Source organism: Halobaculum limi, assembly GCF_029490015.1.
GTDB classification, from domain to species: Archaea; Halobacteriota; Halobacteria; order Halobacteriales; family Haloferacaceae; genus Halobaculum; species Halobaculum limi.
This window is the reverse complement of sequence record NZ_CP120468.1, coordinates 3,029,120-3,049,644: the sequence shown is the minus strand read 5'-3', so window position 1 is coordinate 3,049,644 and position 20,525 is coordinate 3,029,120. Positions and strand designations below refer to the sequence as shown.

Genomic DNA, 20,525 nt, shown 5'->3' with positions numbered 1-20,525 from the left:
TGACATATCACGACTTACCGACAAACGTCTGCTACCCCACGATTAGATTCTTGATATGTCTCTGTATGGTACTATCTGAGTACGCGTCTCGACTTCTGCAGCCCCACGGCTGCAGCCCGGTAGCACAGAGATCCTGACCTCCCACCGTTCGAAGATTCGCACATCTACTCGTGGGGCGATGTCAACGCCAACTTGTCCACCCGCCGTCGACGACGAGTGATTCGCCGGTCACGTAACTCGCCAGGTCACTTGCGAGGAACGTCGCAGCCCCAGCGATGTCTTCTGGCTGGCCGTATCTGCCGAGCGGAACCATCTGTGTAAACTGCCGGGCCTGTTCGGCGGCAGCTTCGGGGTCAGATGCTTCGCCGCCAATCATCGTCTGAATCCCTCCAGGGTGGATCGCATTGACTCGAATTCCGTAGTCCCCGAGTTTGTGCGCAAGTGAGTATGTGAACGTCGTCAGTCCACCCTTCGACGCGGAATACGTCGGCCAGTTCTCATTCCCGAAGAGGCCAGCGATACTGGAGATGTTGATGATCGACCCCCCGTCGCCGTGCTCAACGAGGCGTTCAGCGGCGATCTGTGACCCGAAATACGCGCCCTTGAGGTTGATGTCCATCAGTTTCTGGTACTCGTCTTCGGTCACCTCGAAGAAGTCCTCTGAATGCCAGACTCCCGCATTATTCACCATAATGTCGATGCCGCCAGCCGCTTGTGCAGCGTCAACTGCCGCTGTCAGATCCGATCGGCTCGTCACGTCGCACTCGACGAACACCGACGACGTGTCAGTCTCCGCTTCGAGAAGTTCGTGGGTCGGGCGGCCACCCTCCTTCGGATCTTCTTGGACATCAGCGACGACGACAGCTCTGGCACCGTGTTCTGCGAATCCGCGTGCGATACCCCGGCCGATACCTGAACTCCCACCGGTGATGACTGCGGTCTTGTTCTCCAAGAGTGTCAATTTTAATACACCAATGACAATATACGCAGAGAACTGAGTTAAATTCGAAGGCCGCCTGTCATCTGTTGTGACTGGCATTCCACCACTGTAGTGACCTCTGGTGACGAGCCGTCCGCAACCCACCACGAACGCCAGGTGAACGGGTTCAAACTTCGTTCCTCGGTCCTCATCCGACAAGCGTCACACCGATCAGGCTCCCGACACCGTAGGTGAGGATCGCAGCAGCGAGTCCAATCCCGACCTGGCGAAGTCCAGAGAAGAGCACGGACCGGCCCGTGAGCAGCGTGATGCCAGCACCGATGACGAACAGCGCGACTGCACTCAACACGAGACTGACACCGACGGCGACCAGTCCACTCAACACGAAGTACGGGAGGACGGGGACGATGGCGCCGAGTGCGAACAGCACGAACGACGTCGCGGCCGCCTCCCACGCCGAGCCACCCAGTTCCTCGGGGTTGATGCCCAGCTCCTCACGGGCGAGTGTGTCTAGTGCCATCTCCTCGTCAGCGATCAACTGCTCGGCGACCTCTCTGGCGCGTTCTTTCGAGAGACCTTTCGCCTCGTAAATAAGCGCCAGTTCTTCTGCCTCCTCTTCGGGAGCCTCGGCGAGTTCTTCGGCCTCGATACCGATCTGGCGTTGATACAGTTCCCGAGAGCTCTGGACAGAGAGCCACTCACCCATCGCCATCGATCCCGACCCGGCGAGGAGGCCGGCGAGCCCAGTGATCAGAATCGCCGTCGAGTCGAGTGCCGCGCCGGCGACGCCCATCACGAGACTGAGATTGGAGACGAGCCCATCGTTCGCGCCAAGCACTGCCGCACGGAGTGCGTTGCCGCTGGTCGCCCGGTGACGGCCTTCGAGTTGGGCGAGGACTTCTCCCCGTGCCCCCTGCCCAGGCGTTTCCGCGATCACTGTCAAGAGTCGATTGTGTGAGCGTTCGTCGGCGGCCATCCCAGTTCCCGCGACCTCCGGTTGAGTCGAGTAGTCACTTCCTCCAACAGCCTCACCAGCTTGCATCGAGGAGAGTACCACCCCCGGTCCGAATCGACGAGCGAGCCACGCCAGCACCCGCGCTCTCCGTGAGGGGGTCGTGTCTCCCGGGTCAACGTTGGCCGTTCGAATCTTCCCTGCCCAGAAGTCTGCGTGCGTTCGTTCTGTCTCGGCCAGCCGTCGATACACCTCTGCAACCTGTGGCTGTGATTCGGCGTCAGCCATCGCAGTGTAGACGGTCGCACTATCGATCTCGTCTTGCCGATTCCGACGGTAACGTTCGATATCCTCTGAGATAGCCATTTGTGATCTGTATCGAAGGGTGACACCTTAGTGGCCGCTGCAGGCTCCAGCGCCGCTGGACGCGAATCGCCAGACAACGACGCGTAACGAGAACGAACCTGACTGTGGATCGTCGGGGGCGGAGAATCGAGGAGTACAAGAGTTGCTACTGTCCAAGAACGTGACCGCCGCGAACAATCTGGGGTGATTGAACGTCGAGGTGTACGGGGCCGGCCGTTTGAGCTGGGTAGAGCTGTTAAAATCCTGCAATTGTGGCAATCCGTTCAGAGCTCGCGGACTACAGCACACGAGTCGGCTGTCGCTCCGTCGCTCTCACTGGTTGGATCGTTCGGTAGATACAGAGTGTGTATACAGCAACTAGCCGTTGTTTATTACACAGGTCAGCAGACAAAAATGACCTCAATTGAAGTATCGTCACTGAAATTCACTTGTAAATGACTCGTGTGCTGGTGAAGGGACCGGAAACCGCTCTTGCTGATGTTCATACTGGTTGGGATGAGGAAGAAAACCTGATCGACACTAACCTTGCATTCTACGATTTGAAGCACTTACAACACCGGAATCACGAAGTTGCCTATCCGAAATTTGAGTCACTGAGCAAGGATCCAATTAAACTCCCAAGCAAGGGAGAGGTCATCGATTATCTCAACGGTGGCAATGACATCGTGATTCGGTTGCCTACCAAGTCTGAGTTCCATCTGGAAGGCGAAGACCACGATGGTGATGAGGAGTGGTTTGAATTCGATCCGTTTGCGTGGCTCCCAATCAATGTTGGACTTGACGAAGAGAAGAGTGGAGATCTCGTCACAGCGGAAACAGCGTGGGAGTGGTACTTTGACGATGATTTCCAATGGGAGACTGTTCTCCAACTGGGTGCAGCAATCAGGAACACTGGATCTGGATATCACGACCCCCGTCCGCCAAAATCTGGCCCAGTTCCCAAATCAAAATCACTGCCGTCATCTTCTGCGTACTTCCCTGGGCCTGCTATTGAAGGACTGGCGATGAACAACGTGAGAGATCTTCTTGCGGCCAAAGTGAATTTTCGTTCTAAGAGATATAGTGACGGAGAGATCGAAGAATCGGATGGGCGAATATACCTGTTGCCTCCCCACCCGTCTCGTGAGCCCGGAGAATTCATTCGTGGGATGTTAGAACACGAATTTGATATTGATGTAGAGCACCGACCGGACTGGGTTGACGACTACATCCTTCCTAACAAGAGTAACTTCCAAGATCGAATTGAGCAGTTGGAGGCAGACCTCTCCTCTCTCGAAGCGGACGTACAGGATGCCCGTCAGTACAGATCAATTCTATTTGAGGGAAGCGATGAATTGGAAGAGCTAGTACCCGAGGTTTTCCGCAGATTGGGTCTGGACGTAGATGGTGAGATCTCGGGTGGCCGGGATGGTGCCATCAAGCTGGAGGACCAAACATTCATTTTGGAAATCACAGGTCAGAACGACGGCGTCGACCATAGAAAGATACGACAGCTGGAAGATCATCAGGACAACGCAGCGAGCGAAGGATACGGAACGAATCGTACCGGCCTCCTCATTTTCAATCACTTCAAGAACAGAGACCCCGCCAATCGACAGTTGACGACGTCAAATTTCAAAGATCGACTAGAGAAACAGGACAGCAAACTGCTCACTACAGTTGATCTCTATCAGATTCTGTGTGACTATGAGCGAGGAGATATTGGCACTGAGGAAGTTATAGACATACTCACCTCTGGCGACACAATAATCCGCGCAAACAACCCACTCGGTCAATCTACCGGACAAACTGAGGGTCGTCTCGAATCTCTGCGGAGCCAACTAGGAGACATCATATAATCCAACCCGGACAGAATCTAATCAGATATGCTACTCTCAGACTGCAGGAGTGGATTCGAGATGAATCGTCGTGACCGACTTGCAGCACGCTCCTTTCGGCTAATCCATACTCACATCGGTGAAAAAGACGGTGAGTTGCTTAACGCACTCTCGATATACGGAACGTCTCACTATCAGCAACCGAGGATTTCAACAGCGCTGGGCGGGTTAATCGCCAGGCGTCACGTCTTCAACTTGCGACTCGTCGTCGAGCAACTCGACGGTCCCGGCATCGCCATCGACGCGGATCCGCTGGCCGTCACGGATCGCCGTCGTCGCGTCAGTCACTGAGGCAACCGCCGGGAGGCCATACTCGCGGGCGACGAGTGCGCCGTGGGTCAGACTCCCACCGACCTCGGTGACAAGCCCAGCTGCGGTCGCGAACAGCGGCGTCCACGCGGGGTCTGATGACGGACACACGAGAATCTCTCCCGAGCGGAGGGTCGTCGTCGCTGGGTCGTCAACGATTCGGGCGACGCCTTCGACGATGCCCCCGGAGACGCCCGTGCCGACCAGTGTGTGCTCGTCTACATCCGGGCGGTCCGCTTGTGGAATCTCTCCCTCACTCGTGATGAGTGGCGGAGCGTCGATCCGACTGTGTCGTTCGTGTTCACGTTTTCGTGCAGCGATGTCGGGGACCGCGGCGTCGGCGTCGGCGACGAGCGACCGGAGCTCGTCTTCTCGGAGGAACCAGACGTCGTCCGGGTCGTCGAGCACACCCTCATCGACGAGGTGTTCGCCCGCCTGCTGCAGCGCTGTGTGCCACGCTGCGAACACATAGGCGATGGCGTGCTTCGGCTCGTCTCGGAGGTGGATGTGGCTCCGATACGTCCGGAGGAGGTGGCGCACGAGCGGTCGCCGGATAGGGCCGAGTAACCCTCGTCCAGCACTCGCATCCAGTTCGTCGATCGCTGCTTGTGCCTCGCGTTTGCGCGCACGAAGTCGGGTTCTGTGTGCGCCCGGCTCTTCGCCGCGGAGGTTCCCTCGAACGATGCCAAGCGGTCCCGACGGGTCGTCACGCCACCGCGGACGGCTGATGTCGAACTCGCCAACAGCTCGATGGCCGAACTCGTCAATGAACGCCTCGAACGCTTCGACGAACGGCTCGCTGCCGTCGGTGGCGCGAATCTCCTCGTACGACTGTCCATCGAGGATTGCCTGTTCGACCGTTGGGGTCTCTCGTGCGACGTCCGCGATGTCACCGAGCGCTAGCGTCATCCGCGTCCCGACCTCCGCCTCGTTGCCTCTCGCGGCTGCCTCGACAGTCGTGGTGTCTGCGCCGGGGACCAGCCGTTCGAGGACACTGCCCGCCAGTGGGCCGATGACGACACGCATCGACTTCGGCGACACTTCTGCGACGAACTCCGGCGAGAAGCCAGTGAAGACGTTGTCGACCAAGGCGGCCGGCTCGTCCGTATCCAAGAGTGCGAGCGACTGCGCGCTCGCCCACTCATCGAGTTCGGCGACGAACTCGTCGATACCCCCCGACCCGCGGATGAATGGAGCGACGCCCTCCCAGAGTAGCCGTGTGATGAGCGGGAGGACGCGGGTTGTCGTCCGGAGGAGATTTGGGAGGGTCGCGAGCGACAGTCCGATGCTGAACTCGTCGCGTCGCTCCACGAGGAGTCGTTCAGTCCCCTCGGCGGCCGACTTGTTCACCGCCTCGATTGTCTCGACGACGCCTGCACGCGTGCGCCGGAGCCCGAGGAACGGCGTGATGTCCATATACGCCCGGCCCTCGCTCCTGGTGATCCAGTGCCGGTCGACTCCGGTAAAGCCGTTCAGCACCTCACCGTATACCGCCTCCCACACATCAAGCGCTAACGGTGGCATCGCGTCGGTCATCGCTTGGCCGTGGCCGAGGCTGAGGTAGACGTGCAACCGGTCGTCATCCGGGCGCGGGACCGGGAGCGAGACAAGCGACGTGATCGGTCGGGACTGCAAGAGTACGAACTCGTCATCCACAAGTGCCCATTCGATGTCCTGGGGCACGTCGAACAGCGCCTCGACCCGGCCGCCGAGGTCGACGAGCGTCCGGAGTTGGTCGTCAGTGAGGACGCGTGACTCGCGTCTGTCAGTCGACGGTTCCACCGCGGCGGTTCCGTCTTGGGAGAGGCGCAACTCGGTCGCCTTCTCGCCGACGTCGTACGCGAGGATCTCACCGGTGTCGCGGGCGACCCGCGCGTGGTCGGCACGCACCTCGCCGGCAACGACGGTGTCGCCGAGGCCGTACGTCGCGTCGACGGTCGCGACGGTGCGCTTGCCGGTTTCCGGATCGGCGGTGAACAACACACCCGCCGCGTCGGCATCAACCATCTCCTGGACGACCACTGCCATCTCCACGTCGCTGTGGGCGATTCCACTGCGGGCGCGATAGGCGACCGCCCGGTCGGTGTACAGGCTAGCGACGCAGTCGCGGACGCTGTCGACGATGTCGTCAGCGGCGACTGCGAGGTACGTGTCGTGTTGCCCAGCGAACGATGCTGTCGGGAGGTCTTCCGCAGTCGCCGACGAGCGGACGGCGTATGTCGCATCGGCAGCACCGTCGAGCGCCTCGTCGATCGCGCGGTCGACGGCGTCGTCGGCCGGCCGTGCCTTGACGAGTGCTCGGATCTCGGCGGCCGTCTCGGCCAGCGCATCGGTGTCGTTGGCGTCGTGCGAGTCGAGTCGCTCGATCGCCTCCCGTATCGCCGCGTCGTCGGTGAACGTCCGGGATGCAGCGGTTGTCACTACGAACCCAGGCTGGACTGGTAGTCCCGCCGCGGCGAGCACGCCCAGGTTCGCACCCTTACCGCCGGCGACTGCGAGGTCGTCGGCACCGAGCGCGTTGAGTGGACGGACGTACTCCTGTGACCGCGTTCGGTTCTGTGTCATCCCTTGATGTTGGCGACCGGTCGCATCCGCGCGACTTTCGTCCCAATGTTGAGCGCGTCGCTCACGCGGATGACCTCGTCAATGTCTTTGTAGGCACCCGGCGCCTCCTCGGTGAGCGTGCCGCCCGAGCGAGCGCGGACGTAGATTCCCTGCTCACGGAGCGTTCGCTGGAGTTCGTTCGCCGTGTACTCTCGCTTTGCTTGTGTGCGCGACATCATCCGGCCCGCGCCGTGGGCGGTCGATCCGAACGTCCTGTCGAGCGATCGCTCGCCTCCGCACAGCACGTACGACGACGTGCCCATACTCCCGGGGATGAACACCGGCTGGCCTACATCGCGGTATGCGGCCGGGACCTCTGGTCGGCCCGCCGGAAACGCCCTCGTGGCACCCTTACGGTGGACTAACACCGTCTTCTCGCCGCCGTTGATGCGGTGGCGTTCCTCCTTGGCAATGTTGTGGCAAACGTCGTAAACGAGTTCTACGTCCATCACCCCGAAGAGGTCCGCGAACACTTCCCGAACTCCCTCGGTCATCGCCTGACGGTTCGCCCACGCGAAGTTCGCCGCTGCGTACATTGCGCCCTTATACCGGGCGGCGACCTCCTCACTGAGCGGCGCGTAGATCAGCTGCCGGTCGGGTAACGAGTCAGCAATCGCCGGGAACGCCCGCTCGAACCGACGGATGTACTCGGTACACGTCTGGTGACCGAGGCCGCGCGACCCCGAGTGGATCATCACGACGATCCGATCGGCTTCGATCCCGAACGCCGCGGCCGTCTCGGCGTCGTACACGTCGGCAACCCGCTGGACCTCCAGAAAGTGGTTACCGGACCCGAGCGACCCAACCTGGTTGTGGCCACGGGCCAGCGCCTCCGCCGGGACCGCGTTCGGATTACCCTCAAGTCGGCCGTTCTCCTCACAGTGGTCGATGTCATCCTGCGTCGCGTAGCCGTGGTTGCGCATCCACTCTAGTCCGCCCGCGAGAATGCCCAGTAAGTCGTCTCGGTCGGTATTGAGGTAGCCACCCTTGCCGAGCCCACACGGGATCGTCTCGTACAGGCGGTCGACAAGCTCCTGCTCGTTCCCCTGTATGTCGGCATACCGCAGCGGCGTCCGGAGGAGTCGCACGCCGCAGTTGATATCGAAGCCAATACCGCCAGGGCTGATCACACCGGCGTCCGGGTCGACGGCCGCCACTCCACCGATCGGGAATCCGTATCCCTGGTGCCCATCCGGAAGAATAACCGCGAATTTCCGGATTCCGGGGAGTGTCGCTACGTTTCGTCCTTGGGCGAGCGTGAGGTCGTCCGCAAGACGCATCTCTGAGATAAGCGCCTCCGACCCGTACACCCGCACCGGGACGCGCATATCGCCGGTCCGCGGGATTTCGTAGATGTTCTCAGCGACCTCTGCCAGTGGTATTGGCTGGCTCACAGTCTTGAGGGATGCCAGGATTGTTCCGACCCGGCCCCCTCGCGAGCGCGTCGACACGACTCCATATGGCGACGGGGGGTGGCGGCGAACGGGTCGCACCGCAGCCACTGGCAGTTGCAGATCGCGTCCATAGTGTGGCGTTCGTGTCACTGAGATGTAAAGGCAGATGCTCGTCCCAACACGACCGTATCGTTCGCCCCGGCTGGTCATCGCTCACACTCGGAGCAAACTGGTCGGAACCCGTATTACCCACGCGTGTGGCACAGTTTATGGCGGACACGAAGCGCGGTCGTGATGAACAGGCCGACGATGAGGAGTCTGCACAACGCCGACGGGCCGTCGAGGAAGAGATCGAAGCTGAGGAGGCGGCCGAACAGCGGCGCAAGGAACACGAGGAAGAAGAAGCCGAACGAGAACTGGCCGACGACACGTGATCTGCGTGTCCGCGTCATACACCGATGGTGTGGTGTTTGTCATCCCCGGGAAGCGACGACGGCCAAAGCGCGTCGAGAGCGAGTGAACGAACTGCGACCATCGACTCGAATCGCCGCTTCGATTGAGCGCGGCCGCCTCGACGCGGTGGGCTGGGTGCTTCGTGATCACTACCTACCGATATATTGTACGATCGTTGACTATTTCTCAGAGGATCAATTCGGGTATGGACGAGAAGCTCAGCGAGTCGGTGATAATCCCCGTCAACGGGGTCCGACTTGAGGGCGACCTCATCGTTCCTGAGGGGGCGTCTGGACTCATCGTGTTCGCACACGGGAGCGGGAGCAGCAGGCATAGCCCGCGAAACAGATTCGTAGCCGAGGTACTCCACGATCACGGCCTGGGAACGCTCTTGTTTGACCTCCTCACCGAGACCGAGGATCGCGAGTACGAGACGCGCTTCGACATCGATCTGCTCACCGAGCGGCTCTCGACAGCGACTGACTGGCTTCGTGAGCACGAGGGGACGCGTGATATGAGCCTTGGTTACTTCGGGTCGAGTACGGGTGCGGCGGCTGCTCTTCGGGCGGCCGCCGTACGTGGGACGGATGTCAAAGCAGTGGTCTCGCGCGGCGGGCGTGTCGACCTCGCCGCTGAGCAGCTGCCGGACGTCACCGCTTCAACGCTGTTCGTCGTTGGCGGCGCCGACACGACAGTTTTGGAACTCAATCGGAGCGCGTTCGATCACCTCTCCTGTACAAAAGACCTCCAGGTGATCGACGGTGCGGGGCATCTCTTCGAGGGGGACGGCGAGTTGGAGGCGGTCGCCAACATTGCCGCCGAGTGGTTCGACCGCCATCTCTCGTGAGCAGATTCTGGTGAGTACCGAACCGTCGAACGACACCAATACCCATCACAACGTATGCGCGTTATCCACGCCGCTCGAACACAGCCGTGTTACGATTGTAGAGAGCGCTCTGAGGTCGTCGTCGCTCGGGGGCACCGGCTCTGGTACAGTTGCTGGGAGCACGCCCCGGCGCTGTTGGAACACGGGGGCGTCGTCGTCGAAGGAAACTTCGACTCCCACCCGCACAAACGGTGACACGACGCTGCCCGACGACGAAACCGGTTATTCGACGTGGATGTCGATCGACCGCGCCTCCTCGACGTCGATCTTGGGCAGCGTGATCGTCAACACACCGTTTTTCATCTGAGCGTTGACGCTGTCTTTGTCCACCTCGTCTGGTAGTCGGATCGACCGGTGCATCGACTCGTGGCGCCGTTCGTGTCTGAGATAGTGTTCCGCCTCCTCGTCGACGGCCTCCTCGTGGTCCGCGTCGATCTGGAGCGTGTGGTCCGTCACGCGGACGTCGACGTTGTCGCGTTCGAACCCCGGCAGGTCGACTGTCACGACGAACTCATCCTCGTGGTCGGCGAGGTCGACCGGCATCGCCTCGAACTGCGAGGTCCACCGGCCGAGCCGACTCTCCGGTTCCCACATATACGGTGATTCCTCGAACTGTCGACTTACGCGTTCGAGGAGATCCTCCAATTCCTCGAACGGGTTTCTGGACGAACTCATAGGTTCACACCCGCAGATGTGTACGCGGACGGCGTTGAAATACTATGGCAGCCATTGGCACGACGTGAGACTTCACCCCCTCAACCGCTACTCACGCCCATGCATCCCGTGCCGCTTCGAGCCGCTCGAATGCCGGTGCGACCACTGATGCAGGGATCTCCCATTCGTCGAGAATAAAAGACCGGGCGGCCGGGAGGTCGGGGTGCCACGATGGAGACACCTTGTAGTCGTCGGTGACGCTCGGCTCCAGAAACTGTGCCCGGATGCGGTCAGCGTGCGCAACGCTTGCATCAACCGCTGCGAGTGCCCCGTCAAGGTCACCATACCGCCGGATCAGTGCGAGCGCACGCGCGGCACCGACTCCTGGGACGCCGTCGTTGTAGTCTGTTCCACAGAGGATTGCCACGTCCACGAGTTGCTCCCAAGAGATATCGTGGCGCTCGAGTGTCGCCTCGAACGCCATACATTCTGGTGCACCAGCGCTCGTGAATTGACGGACGGTCAGGGGTGTCCCGTACAACAGCGCGTCGTAGTCGTCGGTCACAGCGTAGTCCACATTCTCAGCTCGGGCCATATGCGCCGCCTGTGCTTCTGCCTCGCCCGGTGCGTCGAGGAACGGTACATCTAACATATCGTACAGCTCCCGGGTCGTCCGCCGAATGGTCTCAGTAATCCGCACTGACCGTGACGCGTAGCGGGCGGCCACTCGATCTTCGTTATGCTCGCGGGCGTCGGCGGCTCGCTCGGCCGCCCGCTGTCGCTCCCGCCGACGTCGAGCGAGCGCCCGGTTTTTGAGCGGCGCCGGCGTGCCGTCGAAGACGAATATGGGGAAGAACTGATACTCGAAGAACTTCGGCAGACCTCTGATGACGCCGACGAGGTTCGGAACCTGGGTTCCTTCGGCCGTAGTGTATACTTCGGGATCGGTGTAGCGGACGGTGACTGTCAGGTATCGGTAGAGCCAGTTGTATGCGTCCACTGCGCCCGTCTCTCCGCGAAGGTCTGCTGGGTCGATCGTCGACGCGACGGCAATCTCACGCAGCGGTGCGACACCCACGACGATCACCCCTCTGTCGGCTCACCGCTGCGTGGCGACTTGTTTCGTTCATCCACCCCACTCGCCCCCGATATCGCCAGTCACGTGCTCACGCCAGGCGTCGAATCGGTCGCGACACTCGGGGGCGACACCGAGGTGATCGATGAATCCACTCCCCGGATCCGCCAGCCTCGTTCCACAGAATGGACAGAAGTCTGGATCGTCCCACCCGGGTGCGTCCCGCGACGGATGCGCGTGGTCGGGCATACTGAACACGACGCCGGTTGGAGTGGTATATCCATCTCTCGTTCTCACGCTCGGCGGATACGACCGCCTGTGAGCTCCCTTCGGGCGATGACTCCCGCGGAGAGCGACAGTACCGTTCGTTCTGCCGGCTGAGTGTGGCTGTGTGACGGCTGGTTCGCCACGCGTGAGGGGTCATACGATCACGACCGAGTGATCGACGAATCTGAGAGGGACATCACGACGTAGCGCAGGCACTGGGCGTCGCAGCCCACACTGAGTGAGGTGTCGAAGAACAAGACACATCACCCGCTCGTGTGAGACGGGAGATGAATGGTGCCCTCCACCCTGACCAGACGACGGACCCTCATAGCAGCCGCAGGCACACTCGCGGCGTTGGCCGGTTGCAACGGAAGCAACAGCGGCGGCGGGCGTGGGACGTCGACCGGTGGCGGTCGCCGTCAACGGTTCGACCCCGACTCCGTCTTGCCGCACCGCCGGCTTCGTGCCGCGAGCGATGACCTACTGCTGTGGGACTCGACGGTGGCCAGCGACGGCGACAGCACGCGACGGCGCCGACCGACGTTCATCGCGAGTAGAGAGACGGCAGACCAGATCGAGTTCGCTGACCTCGATGGCGCCGCGGACGCGCGGGCATTTCTCGCGGAGACGGCATTCGACGCCGAGACGATCTACGTCGAGCGGTACCCCGTCCGCGCCTGTTATACGCTCCAGTTGTGTGGCGTGTCGTGGACGGAGACGAGCATCGACACAGAGTTCGGCCGCATCCTCCGAGACGCGGACGTCGCCTGTGAGGCGGACGCCCGCGAGTCTACTGCGTGGCTGATCCGTATCCCTGAGGTGCTCGACCCCGACCGGATCACGAATTACGGCTCTGGAAGTAGCAGCAGGTCGTGTTCCGAACGCGGCCCGCCGAACCGTGAGAACCCGATCACGGCCGACGCGGTCCCCGCGACGAACGCCACGGCTAACACCGCGGAGGATGGCGATGTGTGAACACACACGGCGGCGTCTCCTCGCGGCGATGGGGACCGCCACCGTCGGGTCACTCGCAGGGTGTTCGGTGCCTACGTTCGAGAATGACCCAACGATCACCGGTGCGGAACTCGCGTCGATCGTCTCGGACCCACCGCCATCAATTCCTGAGTCGCTCCCAGTTACGATGGGGGCCAACCACCTTGCGGAGACCGAGGCGGCAATCCGGGAGGATCTTGACAGGGTACCAGCGTCGTTCGACGCTGATACGATCCCGAACGGTGCGATACGCGCCCGATTGACTCGGGCACGCGAACAAGCGACAGCTGCACTCGCGCGAACGACTGAGGCGCATACACCGTGGGAACGTGCGGGTCGGCTCCGACGAGCTCGATCGTCGGTTGGCTACGTCGTCGGCGGGTGGGCCGCGATCGACGGTGATCGGTCGGTCCCGGACGTTCAGGCCGACGCTGAGTCGCTCCGGGAGGACCTCGGTGTGTTCAGACGGAAGTGGGCGTACATCGGCACCGACCCAACCGACGCGGTCGTGGTCCACGATGCGATCGCGAGTCTGATTCGCAGCTGTCTCGGGAACCTGAACCGCGTGCTCTCAGTGGACCCCGATGATGCGACTGCCGCGCTGACTGTCGCGGAGACCGACGAGTCCCTCAACAGCGCCCAGGGGGCGCTCCGGGACGCGGAGCACCTGTTCGACCGGCTTCGCCGGGGTGACGCCGTCCGCAACCACCGCGCGACGCTCAAGTCCGCAGCAGCTACGCTCACCGAACGGGTTCACACCCGCCGCCAGGCACTCGGGCTCGATGGTGAAAGCTCGATATCGGACCGTTCGGACGCGGAGACCCCTGCGGCGCGTGCCTTGCGCGACATTCGACAAGACGCGCGTCGGTCTACCCGACTCGAAGAGCGTCGCGCGGAGGAGGCGTTCCCGTTGGCTATCGTCGAAGCACACGAAGAACTCGCGCTCTTTGGAGCCATCGAGACGCTTCAGGCGCGGGTCGACGCCGGTGAGGCAGTCGATCCCACGTCGGCAGACGCCGTGCGCACGATCCGGCGTCGTGCGCTTGAGGCGATAAAGACGGCGTTCTCTGAGGGCGACCATCGGACGCTCGACCGACTTCGACTCTATGAACTCGTCGGGGCAATCGAGTACTACGACGATGACCTTGCCCGCTATGATGCTGACAGACAGGTGTCGCTGTCCAGACTGGATTGGGAACTCGCTGAGTATGTGGCAGTCGAAGCGAGCGCGCGGAACGTCAACCGAGCGAGCGCCGCGGTTGCAGCGGCGATAACTGACGCGAGGGTGTGACTCCTGACACCCGCGGCGTGATCTCCCGATTCAGGGGGTTTCGAGTGACTGATTCGATGTAGTAACTACCCAACCCTACTCCCTCGGCGCTACGCGCTTCGGTGCTTGCGGGTTGGAGTTCGATATGGACTCCCAGAACCCACAGAATCAGATACACGCAGTGTTGGGATTTTCGCTCCCGTCTCGATGGGGCCGAACCCGAGACGTCTCGAACCGGCTCTCGAATCGGAGCAAGCCGTCAGAAGTCGTCCCACACAGGGTTTCTCTATGCCAAGGTACTTGCGTGGATGACCACTAACAATGGTAATGCGTTTTCTCGTAGCCGCACGCTGTGGTGGGTGTCCCTCGACGTGTAGATATCGTGGTGTCCTCGGTGAGCGATGAACCCGAGCCGTGTCGACTCAATCGTCGACCTGACGTACGGACTGTTGATCGCTGTCTCTGTCGGACTAATTCTGACCGTCGAAACCGCCGTCGGCGTCGCGTTCGGGTTCGGTGTCCTCGTCTCGTACGTGATTCACGTCGCGTGGAAGATGGCCCGGTTCGATCCCGACTGGATGACGACGGCGGTCAAGGAGACAGTCGACGAGACAGTCAAAGAGACGGTGGACGAGACGGTCAAGGAGACGGTGGACGAGACGGTCGATAAGACGGTCGGTGAGACTGTTGAAAAGACAGTCGCAGAAACTGTGGACAAAACGGTCGAAGACACCGTCGCGGAGACGGTAGACAAGACAGTCGGCGAGACAGTCGAGAAAACGGTCGCGGAGACGGTAGACAAGACGGTCGGTGAGACAGTGGAGAAGACGGTCGCGGAGACGGTAGACAAGACGGTCTCGGAGACAGTGGACGAGACAGTGGACAAGACGGTAGACGAGACGGTCGAAGAGAAGGTTGGCGAGACGGTGGAGAAGACCGTCGAAGAGACCGTTGGCGAAACTGTCGAGGAGACGGTCGGCGAGACAGTGGAGAAGACGGTCGACGAGACAGTCGAAGAGAAGGTTGGCGAGACAGTCGAGAAAACGGTCGAGGAGACGGTCGAAGAGAAGGTTGGCGAGACAGTCGAGAAAACGGTCGAAGAGACTGTTGGCGAAACCGTCGAGGAGACCGTCGGTGAGACAGTGGAGAAGACGGTCGAGGAAACAGTAGGGGAAACCGTCGACGAGACGGTCGAGAAAACCGTCGAAGAGAAGATCGACGAGACCGTCGGGGAGACAGTCGAAGAAACGGTCGGAGAAACCGTCGAGAAGACCGTTGAGGAGACAGTCGGCGAGACGGTGGAGAAAACGGTCGAGGAGACGGTCGAAGAGAAGGTCGACGAGACGGTGGAGAAGACCGTCGAAGAACGACTCGGGGCGGAGGAGTCGGCGGACGAGGATGCAGACGGTGACGCGAGCGACGACGCAGATGACGACGACACGGACGCGGACGACGACACCGAGACCGACTCGGCGGAGGCGCAATAGTGGTCGAACTGCTGCTCGTCGTCGGGGTGTTGATCTCGATGTTCGTGGCGTACAACATCGGCGGGTCGACGACCGGGCCGGCGTTCGGGCCAGCCGTGGGGTCCGACGCCATCTCGAAGACCGCGGCGGCGGCGCTGATGGGGGTGTTCTTCTTCCTCGGCGCGTGGACGATCGGTCGCAACGTCGTCACGAAACTCGGCTCCGAACTCGTCACCAACCCGGGGATCTTCACGCTCGAATCGTCCATCGCGGTGCTGTTCTTCATCGGAATCGCGCTGTTCGTGGGCAACGTCTTCGGCGTGCCCGCCTCGACGTCGATGACGGCCGTGGGTGCCATCGCGGGGTTGGCGCTCGCTGGGGGTGTGCTCGACTTCGCTGTGATGGGTGAGATCGTCATCTGGTGGGGGGTCTCGCCGATCATTGGCTTCTGGGTGGCGCTCATCATTGGGCGCTACTTCTACGCGCGACTCAATCGACTGGTCGCGATCGACCGGAGTTCAGGACCATTACTCGTGGTCGACCGCTCCGGCGCGATTCCGGTGCCCCGACTCCACGAGACGACGAACCGGAAGGAACTGGGCGGGACGGTGACGGTCATCGCTATCGGCTGTCTGATGGCGTTCAGTTCGGGCACCTCGAACATCGCCAACGCGGTCGCACCGCTGGTGGGCAGCGGCGAACTCGCGATGAACCCCGCGATCATCCTCGGCGGTGTGGCCGTCGCCATCGGTGCGTTCACTATCGCCCGGCGGACGCTGGATACGATGGGGAGCGACATCACGGAACTGCCGCTGACGGCCGCCATCGTCGTCGCCTCGATCAGTTCGACGCTCGTCGTGTTCCTCTCGGTACTCGGCATCCCCGCGAGTTTCGTCATCATCGCCACCGTGTCGATCATCGGCCTCGGTTGGGGCCGAGCGACGCGGACGGTGACGCTTCCCGACGCCGTCCGCGACGACAAGACGCCACCCGTCACGGTCGACGCACTGGCCGCCGACGAGGCCGGAGAACCCGTCCCCCCGATCGGCGAGGAAGACGCCGACCGCATCCCGCAGGGTGGGGAACTGTTCGACCCTGCGACGACCGCACGGGTCGTGCTGATGCAGAACGTCGTCCCCGCCATCGCGACGGTCGGTGCGTACCTCACCTTCCGATACGTCCCCGTGTTCGGATTCTGAACTCGGGTGATTGTCGCTCGGCGACTCGACGACCGTTCGCTTGCGACTGCCGACGCGGAGCGTTCCCTTTAGGTTCGGTCACTGCCTCATTCCACCCGATGGACGCCGACGTACTCGTTCGATGCACGGACTGTGCGTACGAGTCTGTGTTCGAGTCGCTTCGGGCGGCCCGAACGGCGCTCGCCGACCACGAACGAGCGACAAGCCACGACGTCGACTGGCAGATCGGACATCTCTCCGCGGGTGTCGAGCGTGCGGGCGACGACGCGGGTGTCTGTGGCGTCGAGGGGTGTGAAAACGCCGACTCGCCGTTGCTCCGCCACGGCGACACCAACGACGCGACCGAGTGACGCGCGTCCCGTCTCGGCGAAAGCGTTCACGACGGTTCTAGCGCGCCGGCATTGTCGCCGCCGCAAACAGACATAACCGCCTCCGAGCGATACGGACGGGTATGACGTTCGACCCGATGGACCAAGGAATCGACGCCGAGGAGGCACACGACCGCGTCGCCGACACCATCGCCGACCACGAGGTGGTGCTGTTTATGAAGGGTGACGCGCGGATGCCCCAGTGCGGCTACTCCAAGCGGGCATTCGGCCTGATCAGCCAGTACCGCTCGGACGTGGCAACCGTTGACACGCTCAAGAACCTCGAGGCCTTCCGCGAGGCGCTGGAGGCCGAGAGCGGGTGGGAGACCATCCCGCAGACGTTCGTTGACGGGGAGTTCGTCGGCGGCAGCGACATTCTCGCGGAACTGGAAGAACGCGGTGACCTCGCGGAGACCCTCAACGCTGACGGTCCGGTAGCCAACGGCGACGCAGAGTCTGCTGAAGGGCCGGACGCGCCGTTCTGAGCGAGACAACGGGCAACGCGGTCTTCGCCTTCCCGCAGTCCTGTCTCTCCACCTCTGCGATGGCCTACAGGCCAAAATCCGTCGCCAGCGACGTGTCGGTCTGTCTGGAAGCGGGGTAGTTCACCGAGATGCCGGGCTCAGTCACGCTGCAGAAAGAACGGCTCCGAGAAGGCTCAGGCAGGCGGCACCGACCAAGGCAAACAGGATACCAGCGGGAATCTCAAATTCAGCAGGGTTGGAGCGTACTACTTCGTAGCCAGCAGTAGCAACCATCCCGCCCCCACCGATTGTCATAAGCAGTATCGGGACACTACGGTCGCCAGAAATTACTGACAACGCTGCGGGGAACCCAATGGAAAGTCCAATTACCGCTATCGAACTGCTGTACAGATACAATCGTTCCATAGCCGATCTATCACGACCTCGATCACACATAGCCGAGGCGGCCACGCACTTCCGTTGATAGAGGTATCAGGACGGTCTGCTTCACTGGTGACGTGAGGCGAGCGGTGTTCGATCGGGGTACACGACCTCTACAGCCAGCACATCCTCTATCACCGGGTGGGGGGTTCGACAGATCCGCCTATTGCAGCCCTCAGAGCTCGACAGAAGCGTGGTAACCACACAAGCGTAGCCGGCGAGACGCTGGCTGTACGCAGTCCAGTTACGATACGTTTTCATCGGATATATCTCTCGTTGAGAATGAGTACGACCAATGCCCTCCGTCCGGCACGGCGACACTCCACAGACTCCGCTGGGGATTCTCGCTGTTCTCGTTGCCAACGCCATCCCGCTCGCGGGGGTGGTGTGGCTCGGCTGGGATCCCGAGACGCTCGTCGCCATCTATGCGCTCGAACTGCTGGTGGTGTTACCACTCGCAGGAGTGAAGGCGCTGTTCGCTGGCAGGCCACCCGCCACCGACCGTGAAAACGGCATCTTCGACGTCTCCGAGAGCGACCTCGTCGAGAAACGGGGGAGTGTCCGCCTTCACGATCGGTTGCCGCCCATCTATCCGCGGAACGTCCCGTTCGCCGTCGCGGTCGTCAGCGGTGGCCTGTGGATCGGGTTCTTCGTCCTCGCTCCACTCTCGGAAGTCGTCGCCGTCCTCGATATCTTGGGCCGCCCGGAGGTACTACTCAGCGTCGCCATCCTCGCCGTCGGTCAGGTCGCCGAGACGGCTGTTACCTACTTCCGTAACGGCCGGTATGTAGAGGTCTCTCCGTTCGCTGTCGTCGAGATTCCCGCCCGGCAGGGGTTTTTGCTCGCGCTCTTCCTGTTCGTCGTCACGATTGGGGGAGCGACGCCCGTTCTCGTCGCGTTCGTGGTGGTGAAGGTGCTCTTCGAGTGGTCTGGCATCCGTGCAGAACGCGGCGGCGGTGGACGACTTACAGGGTGGCTGTCTGGCCCCGATAGCGACACCACAGCCGACCACGTCGACGTTCCCGTGGGACGACCATCGGCCACCGTTGACGTCGATCAGCGTTCGGTCGTGGCGGCCGCAGTCTGGCGTGTGGTTTCCAAGACCGGGCCGTTCTACGTCGTGTTAGCCACGTTCGTCTGGCTCGGCGTTCCCACGTTTCTCGGGGCGGGAGCGCCCTCACTGACGCTTTGGATCGCGAGCGGTCTCGCTGGACTCCTCCTCCTGAGCCTTCTACTCGTCGGTGATGTCGTGGAGGTCGTGCTTACGGACGGGTGGATGACGTATTCACGAGTGGGCGACCAGATTGTCGCTCAAGACCGATTAACCGACGAGCCACAGTGGGTCACACCAATACGCGAACTCCGTGACGCTGCGGTCGTCGAAACGCGACCCGCAGACCGGTACTTCGGGACGCGAACGATCACCGTGACGATGGGCTGGGGCGACGACGAAACCGAACTGACGCTCGGTCCAGTTAGCAACCCACAGACATTTGTCGAGGCGTTCGACCTCCCGCTTCGGTCGACCGATCTCTCGCCACTCGACCGACGGTTCGTCGGTGCTGCGGTCGGATCGGTCGCTCTCATCACCATTGGCGGCGGCGTGGTGGCTACCACGCCAGTCGGTCCGTCCATTTCGTGGGTGCTTTTGATAGTGTCGCTGCCACTTCTCGGCGTCGTCCCGATGGGATTCTGGAAACTCGCACACCCGTGAGCGACTGCGAGATGTCGCTATACCGAACTGTTAACTACCCGTGAATAGACAGTTGCTCAAAATCGATGGTGGATTCTGCCCTCGTCTGGATCTGTGTTACTGCTGTGTGCGGCCTCGTCTGTCTGGCTGGGACACTGAGAGAATACGTCGAGACGGGCCACCCCAACTATTGGGGACTTGGGGCCACGAGTGTTGCCGCCGGTGGAATTGTCGAACTGCTAGCCGAGAGCGGGTACGTCGCGGATTCGATACTCAGCAACAGTCTCCGCCTGTTGCTCTTCGCACTTGCTCTCGTGTTCGTCGTCGCCGCGTTTCGGACGCACGGCACTAACTGGCGACTCTCGACCCGATCCTGACACAGTTGCGGCACCTCCTGAGCAGTTAATTCTCCCGCTCACCGATGAAACGAAACCCAGTGGGCCGCTGAATACTACCGACTCAATGTCAACACTAACGGACTTCACGAGGCAAAAGTGTCTACTCGACTAGGCCACCAGTCGAAAGTGCCTTTAATTGTCTCTCGTTCTACCACTCAGTATCCGACAGCCGATGAGCTCCACTCACCCAGTTGAACTCGTCGCTGTGCTCGTCATCTATCTCGTCGCGTTCTTCACTGTCGTCGGACCAGCCGTCGAATCGATCACTGGCTTTGAGACATTGTCTGCTACTGGAGTCCCGGGTAGTATTGACCGAACTTGGGGATTAGTGTCGAAACCGCAGGGCTGGCTCCTCTGTCTCGGCTACGTCCTCACTCACAGAAGTTCGAGGCGAAAGCCCACGACTGTAGTCGTGGGAGGAAGCCGACAGGCTCGACACGTTCCTCGGGCGACGAC

The 20,525-nt window shown here is 61.6% G+C and carries 17 protein-coding genes; 10 read left to right on the top strand and 7 right to left on the bottom strand.

Annotated features, from left to right (window positions below; genetic code table 11):
• Positions 1 to 181: 181 nt before the first annotated feature.
• Positions 182 to 961, bottom strand: a complete 780-nt coding sequence (locus tag P0D77_RS15630; protein WP_277555819.1) for an SDR family oxidoreductase — start codon at positions 959 to 961, stop codon at positions 182 to 184.
• A gap of 166 nt (positions 962 to 1,127) precedes the next feature.
• Positions 1,128 to 2,180 carry a VIT1/CCC1 transporter family protein gene (locus P0D77_RS15625; protein ID WP_277554049.1) on the bottom strand — a complete coding sequence of 351 codons (1,053 nt, stop codon included), beginning with the start codon at positions 2,178 to 2,180 and terminating at the stop codon, positions 1,128 to 1,130.
• 527 nt (positions 2,181 to 2,707) lie between these two features.
• On the opposite strand from P0D77_RS15625, the gene P0D77_RS15620 reads away from it, so the two are divergent.
• Positions 2,708 to 4,096, top strand: coding sequence for a hypothetical protein (locus P0D77_RS15620; RefSeq protein WP_277554048.1), 1,389 nt, complete (start codon positions 2,708 to 2,710; stop codon positions 4,094 to 4,096).
• Between the two features lie 207 nt (positions 4,097 to 4,303).
• Here P0D77_RS15620 and P0D77_RS15615 read toward each other — a convergent pair whose 3' ends face one another.
• Positions 4,304 to 7,009, bottom strand: a complete 2,706-nt coding sequence (locus P0D77_RS15615; RefSeq protein ID WP_277554047.1) for a PEP/pyruvate-binding domain-containing protein — start codon at positions 7,007 to 7,009, stop codon at positions 4,304 to 4,306.
• Positions 7,006 to 8,376, bottom strand: a complete 1,371-nt coding sequence (locus tag P0D77_RS15610) for an RtcB family protein (protein ID WP_432764849.1) — start codon at positions 8,374 to 8,376, stop codon at positions 7,006 to 7,008. The genes P0D77_RS15615 and P0D77_RS15610 overlap by 4 nt, the downstream gene beginning before the upstream one ends.
• A 335-nt stretch (positions 8,377 to 8,711) precedes the next feature.
• Here P0D77_RS15610 and P0D77_RS15605 point away from each other — a divergent pair, with 335 nt between their 5' ends.
• Together P0D77_RS15605 and P0D77_RS15600 are read left to right on the top strand one after the other, a co-directional pair.
• Positions 8,712 to 8,876, top strand: coding sequence for a hypothetical protein (locus P0D77_RS15605; protein ID WP_277554045.1), 165 nt, complete (start codon positions 8,712 to 8,714; stop codon positions 8,874 to 8,876).
• A 224-nt stretch (positions 8,877 to 9,100) separates the two neighbouring features.
• A complete protein-coding gene (locus P0D77_RS15600) occupies positions 9,101 to 9,742 on the top strand; it encodes a dienelactone hydrolase family protein (protein WP_277554044.1) in 642 nt (213 codons plus the stop codon).
• A gap of 261 nt (positions 9,743 to 10,003) precedes the next feature.
• Here the strand turns inward: P0D77_RS15600 and P0D77_RS15595 are convergent, their stop codons facing one another.
• The 3 genes from P0D77_RS15595 to P0D77_RS17660 form a co-directional block, all read right to left on the bottom strand.
• On the bottom strand, positions 10,004 to 10,456 hold the full coding sequence (locus tag P0D77_RS15595; RefSeq protein ID WP_277554043.1) for an Hsp20/alpha crystallin family protein: 453 nt from the start codon (positions 10,454 to 10,456) through the stop codon (positions 10,004 to 10,006).
• Positions 10,457 to 10,547: 91 nt separating this feature from the next.
• On the bottom strand, positions 10,548 to 11,513 hold the full coding sequence (locus P0D77_RS15590; protein WP_277554042.1) for a PIN domain-containing protein: 966 nt from the start codon (positions 11,511 to 11,513) through the stop codon (positions 10,548 to 10,550).
• 48 nt (positions 11,514 to 11,561) lie between these two features.
• Complete coding sequence (locus tag P0D77_RS17660) at positions 11,562 to 11,759, bottom strand: DUF7501 family protein (RefSeq protein ID WP_349770077.1); 198 nt, start codon at positions 11,757 to 11,759, stop codon at positions 11,562 to 11,564.
• 372 nt (positions 11,760 to 12,131) lie between these two features.
• Between P0D77_RS17660 and P0D77_RS15585 the strand changes: the two genes are divergently transcribed.
• The 7 genes from P0D77_RS15585 (at position 12,132) to P0D77_RS15555 (ending at position 19,692) form a co-directional block, all read left to right on the top strand.
• On the top strand, positions 12,132 to 12,752 hold the full coding sequence (locus P0D77_RS15585; RefSeq protein WP_277554041.1) for a hypothetical protein: 621 nt from the start codon (positions 12,132 to 12,134) through the stop codon (positions 12,750 to 12,752).
• On the top strand, positions 12,745 to 14,061 hold the full coding sequence (locus tag P0D77_RS15580; RefSeq protein ID WP_277554040.1) for a hypothetical protein: 1,317 nt from the start codon (positions 12,745 to 12,747) through the stop codon (positions 14,059 to 14,061). The genes P0D77_RS15585 and P0D77_RS15580 overlap by 8 nt, the downstream gene beginning before the upstream one ends.
• A gap of 380 nt (positions 14,062 to 14,441) precedes the next feature.
• Positions 14,442 to 15,527, top strand: a complete 1,086-nt coding sequence (locus P0D77_RS15575; protein WP_277554039.1) for a DUF445 family protein — start codon at positions 14,442 to 14,444, stop codon at positions 15,525 to 15,527.
• Positions 15,527 to 16,705 (top strand): inorganic phosphate transporter, encoded by a 1,179-nt coding sequence (locus P0D77_RS15570; protein ID WP_277554038.1) that lies wholly within the window; start codon positions 15,527 to 15,529, stop codon positions 16,703 to 16,705. The genes P0D77_RS15575 and P0D77_RS15570 overlap by 1 nt, the downstream gene beginning before the upstream one ends.
• 98 nt (positions 16,706 to 16,803) lie before the next feature.
• On the top strand, positions 16,804 to 17,055 hold the full coding sequence (locus tag P0D77_RS15565) for a DUF7542 family protein (protein ID WP_277554037.1): 252 nt from the start codon (positions 16,804 to 16,806) through the stop codon (positions 17,053 to 17,055).
• 101 nt (positions 17,056 to 17,156) lie between these two features.
• Positions 17,157 to 17,558: a glutaredoxin family protein gene (locus tag P0D77_RS15560; protein WP_277554036.1), complete on the top strand. Its 402-nt coding sequence runs from the start codon at positions 17,157 to 17,159 to the stop codon at positions 17,556 to 17,558.
• 715 nt (positions 17,559 to 18,273) lie between these two features.
• Positions 18,274 to 19,692, top strand: a complete 1,419-nt coding sequence (locus P0D77_RS15555) for a DUF6498-containing protein (protein ID WP_277554035.1) — start codon at positions 18,274 to 18,276, stop codon at positions 19,690 to 19,692.
• The last annotated feature ends 833 nt before the right edge of the window (positions 19,693 to 20,525 follow it).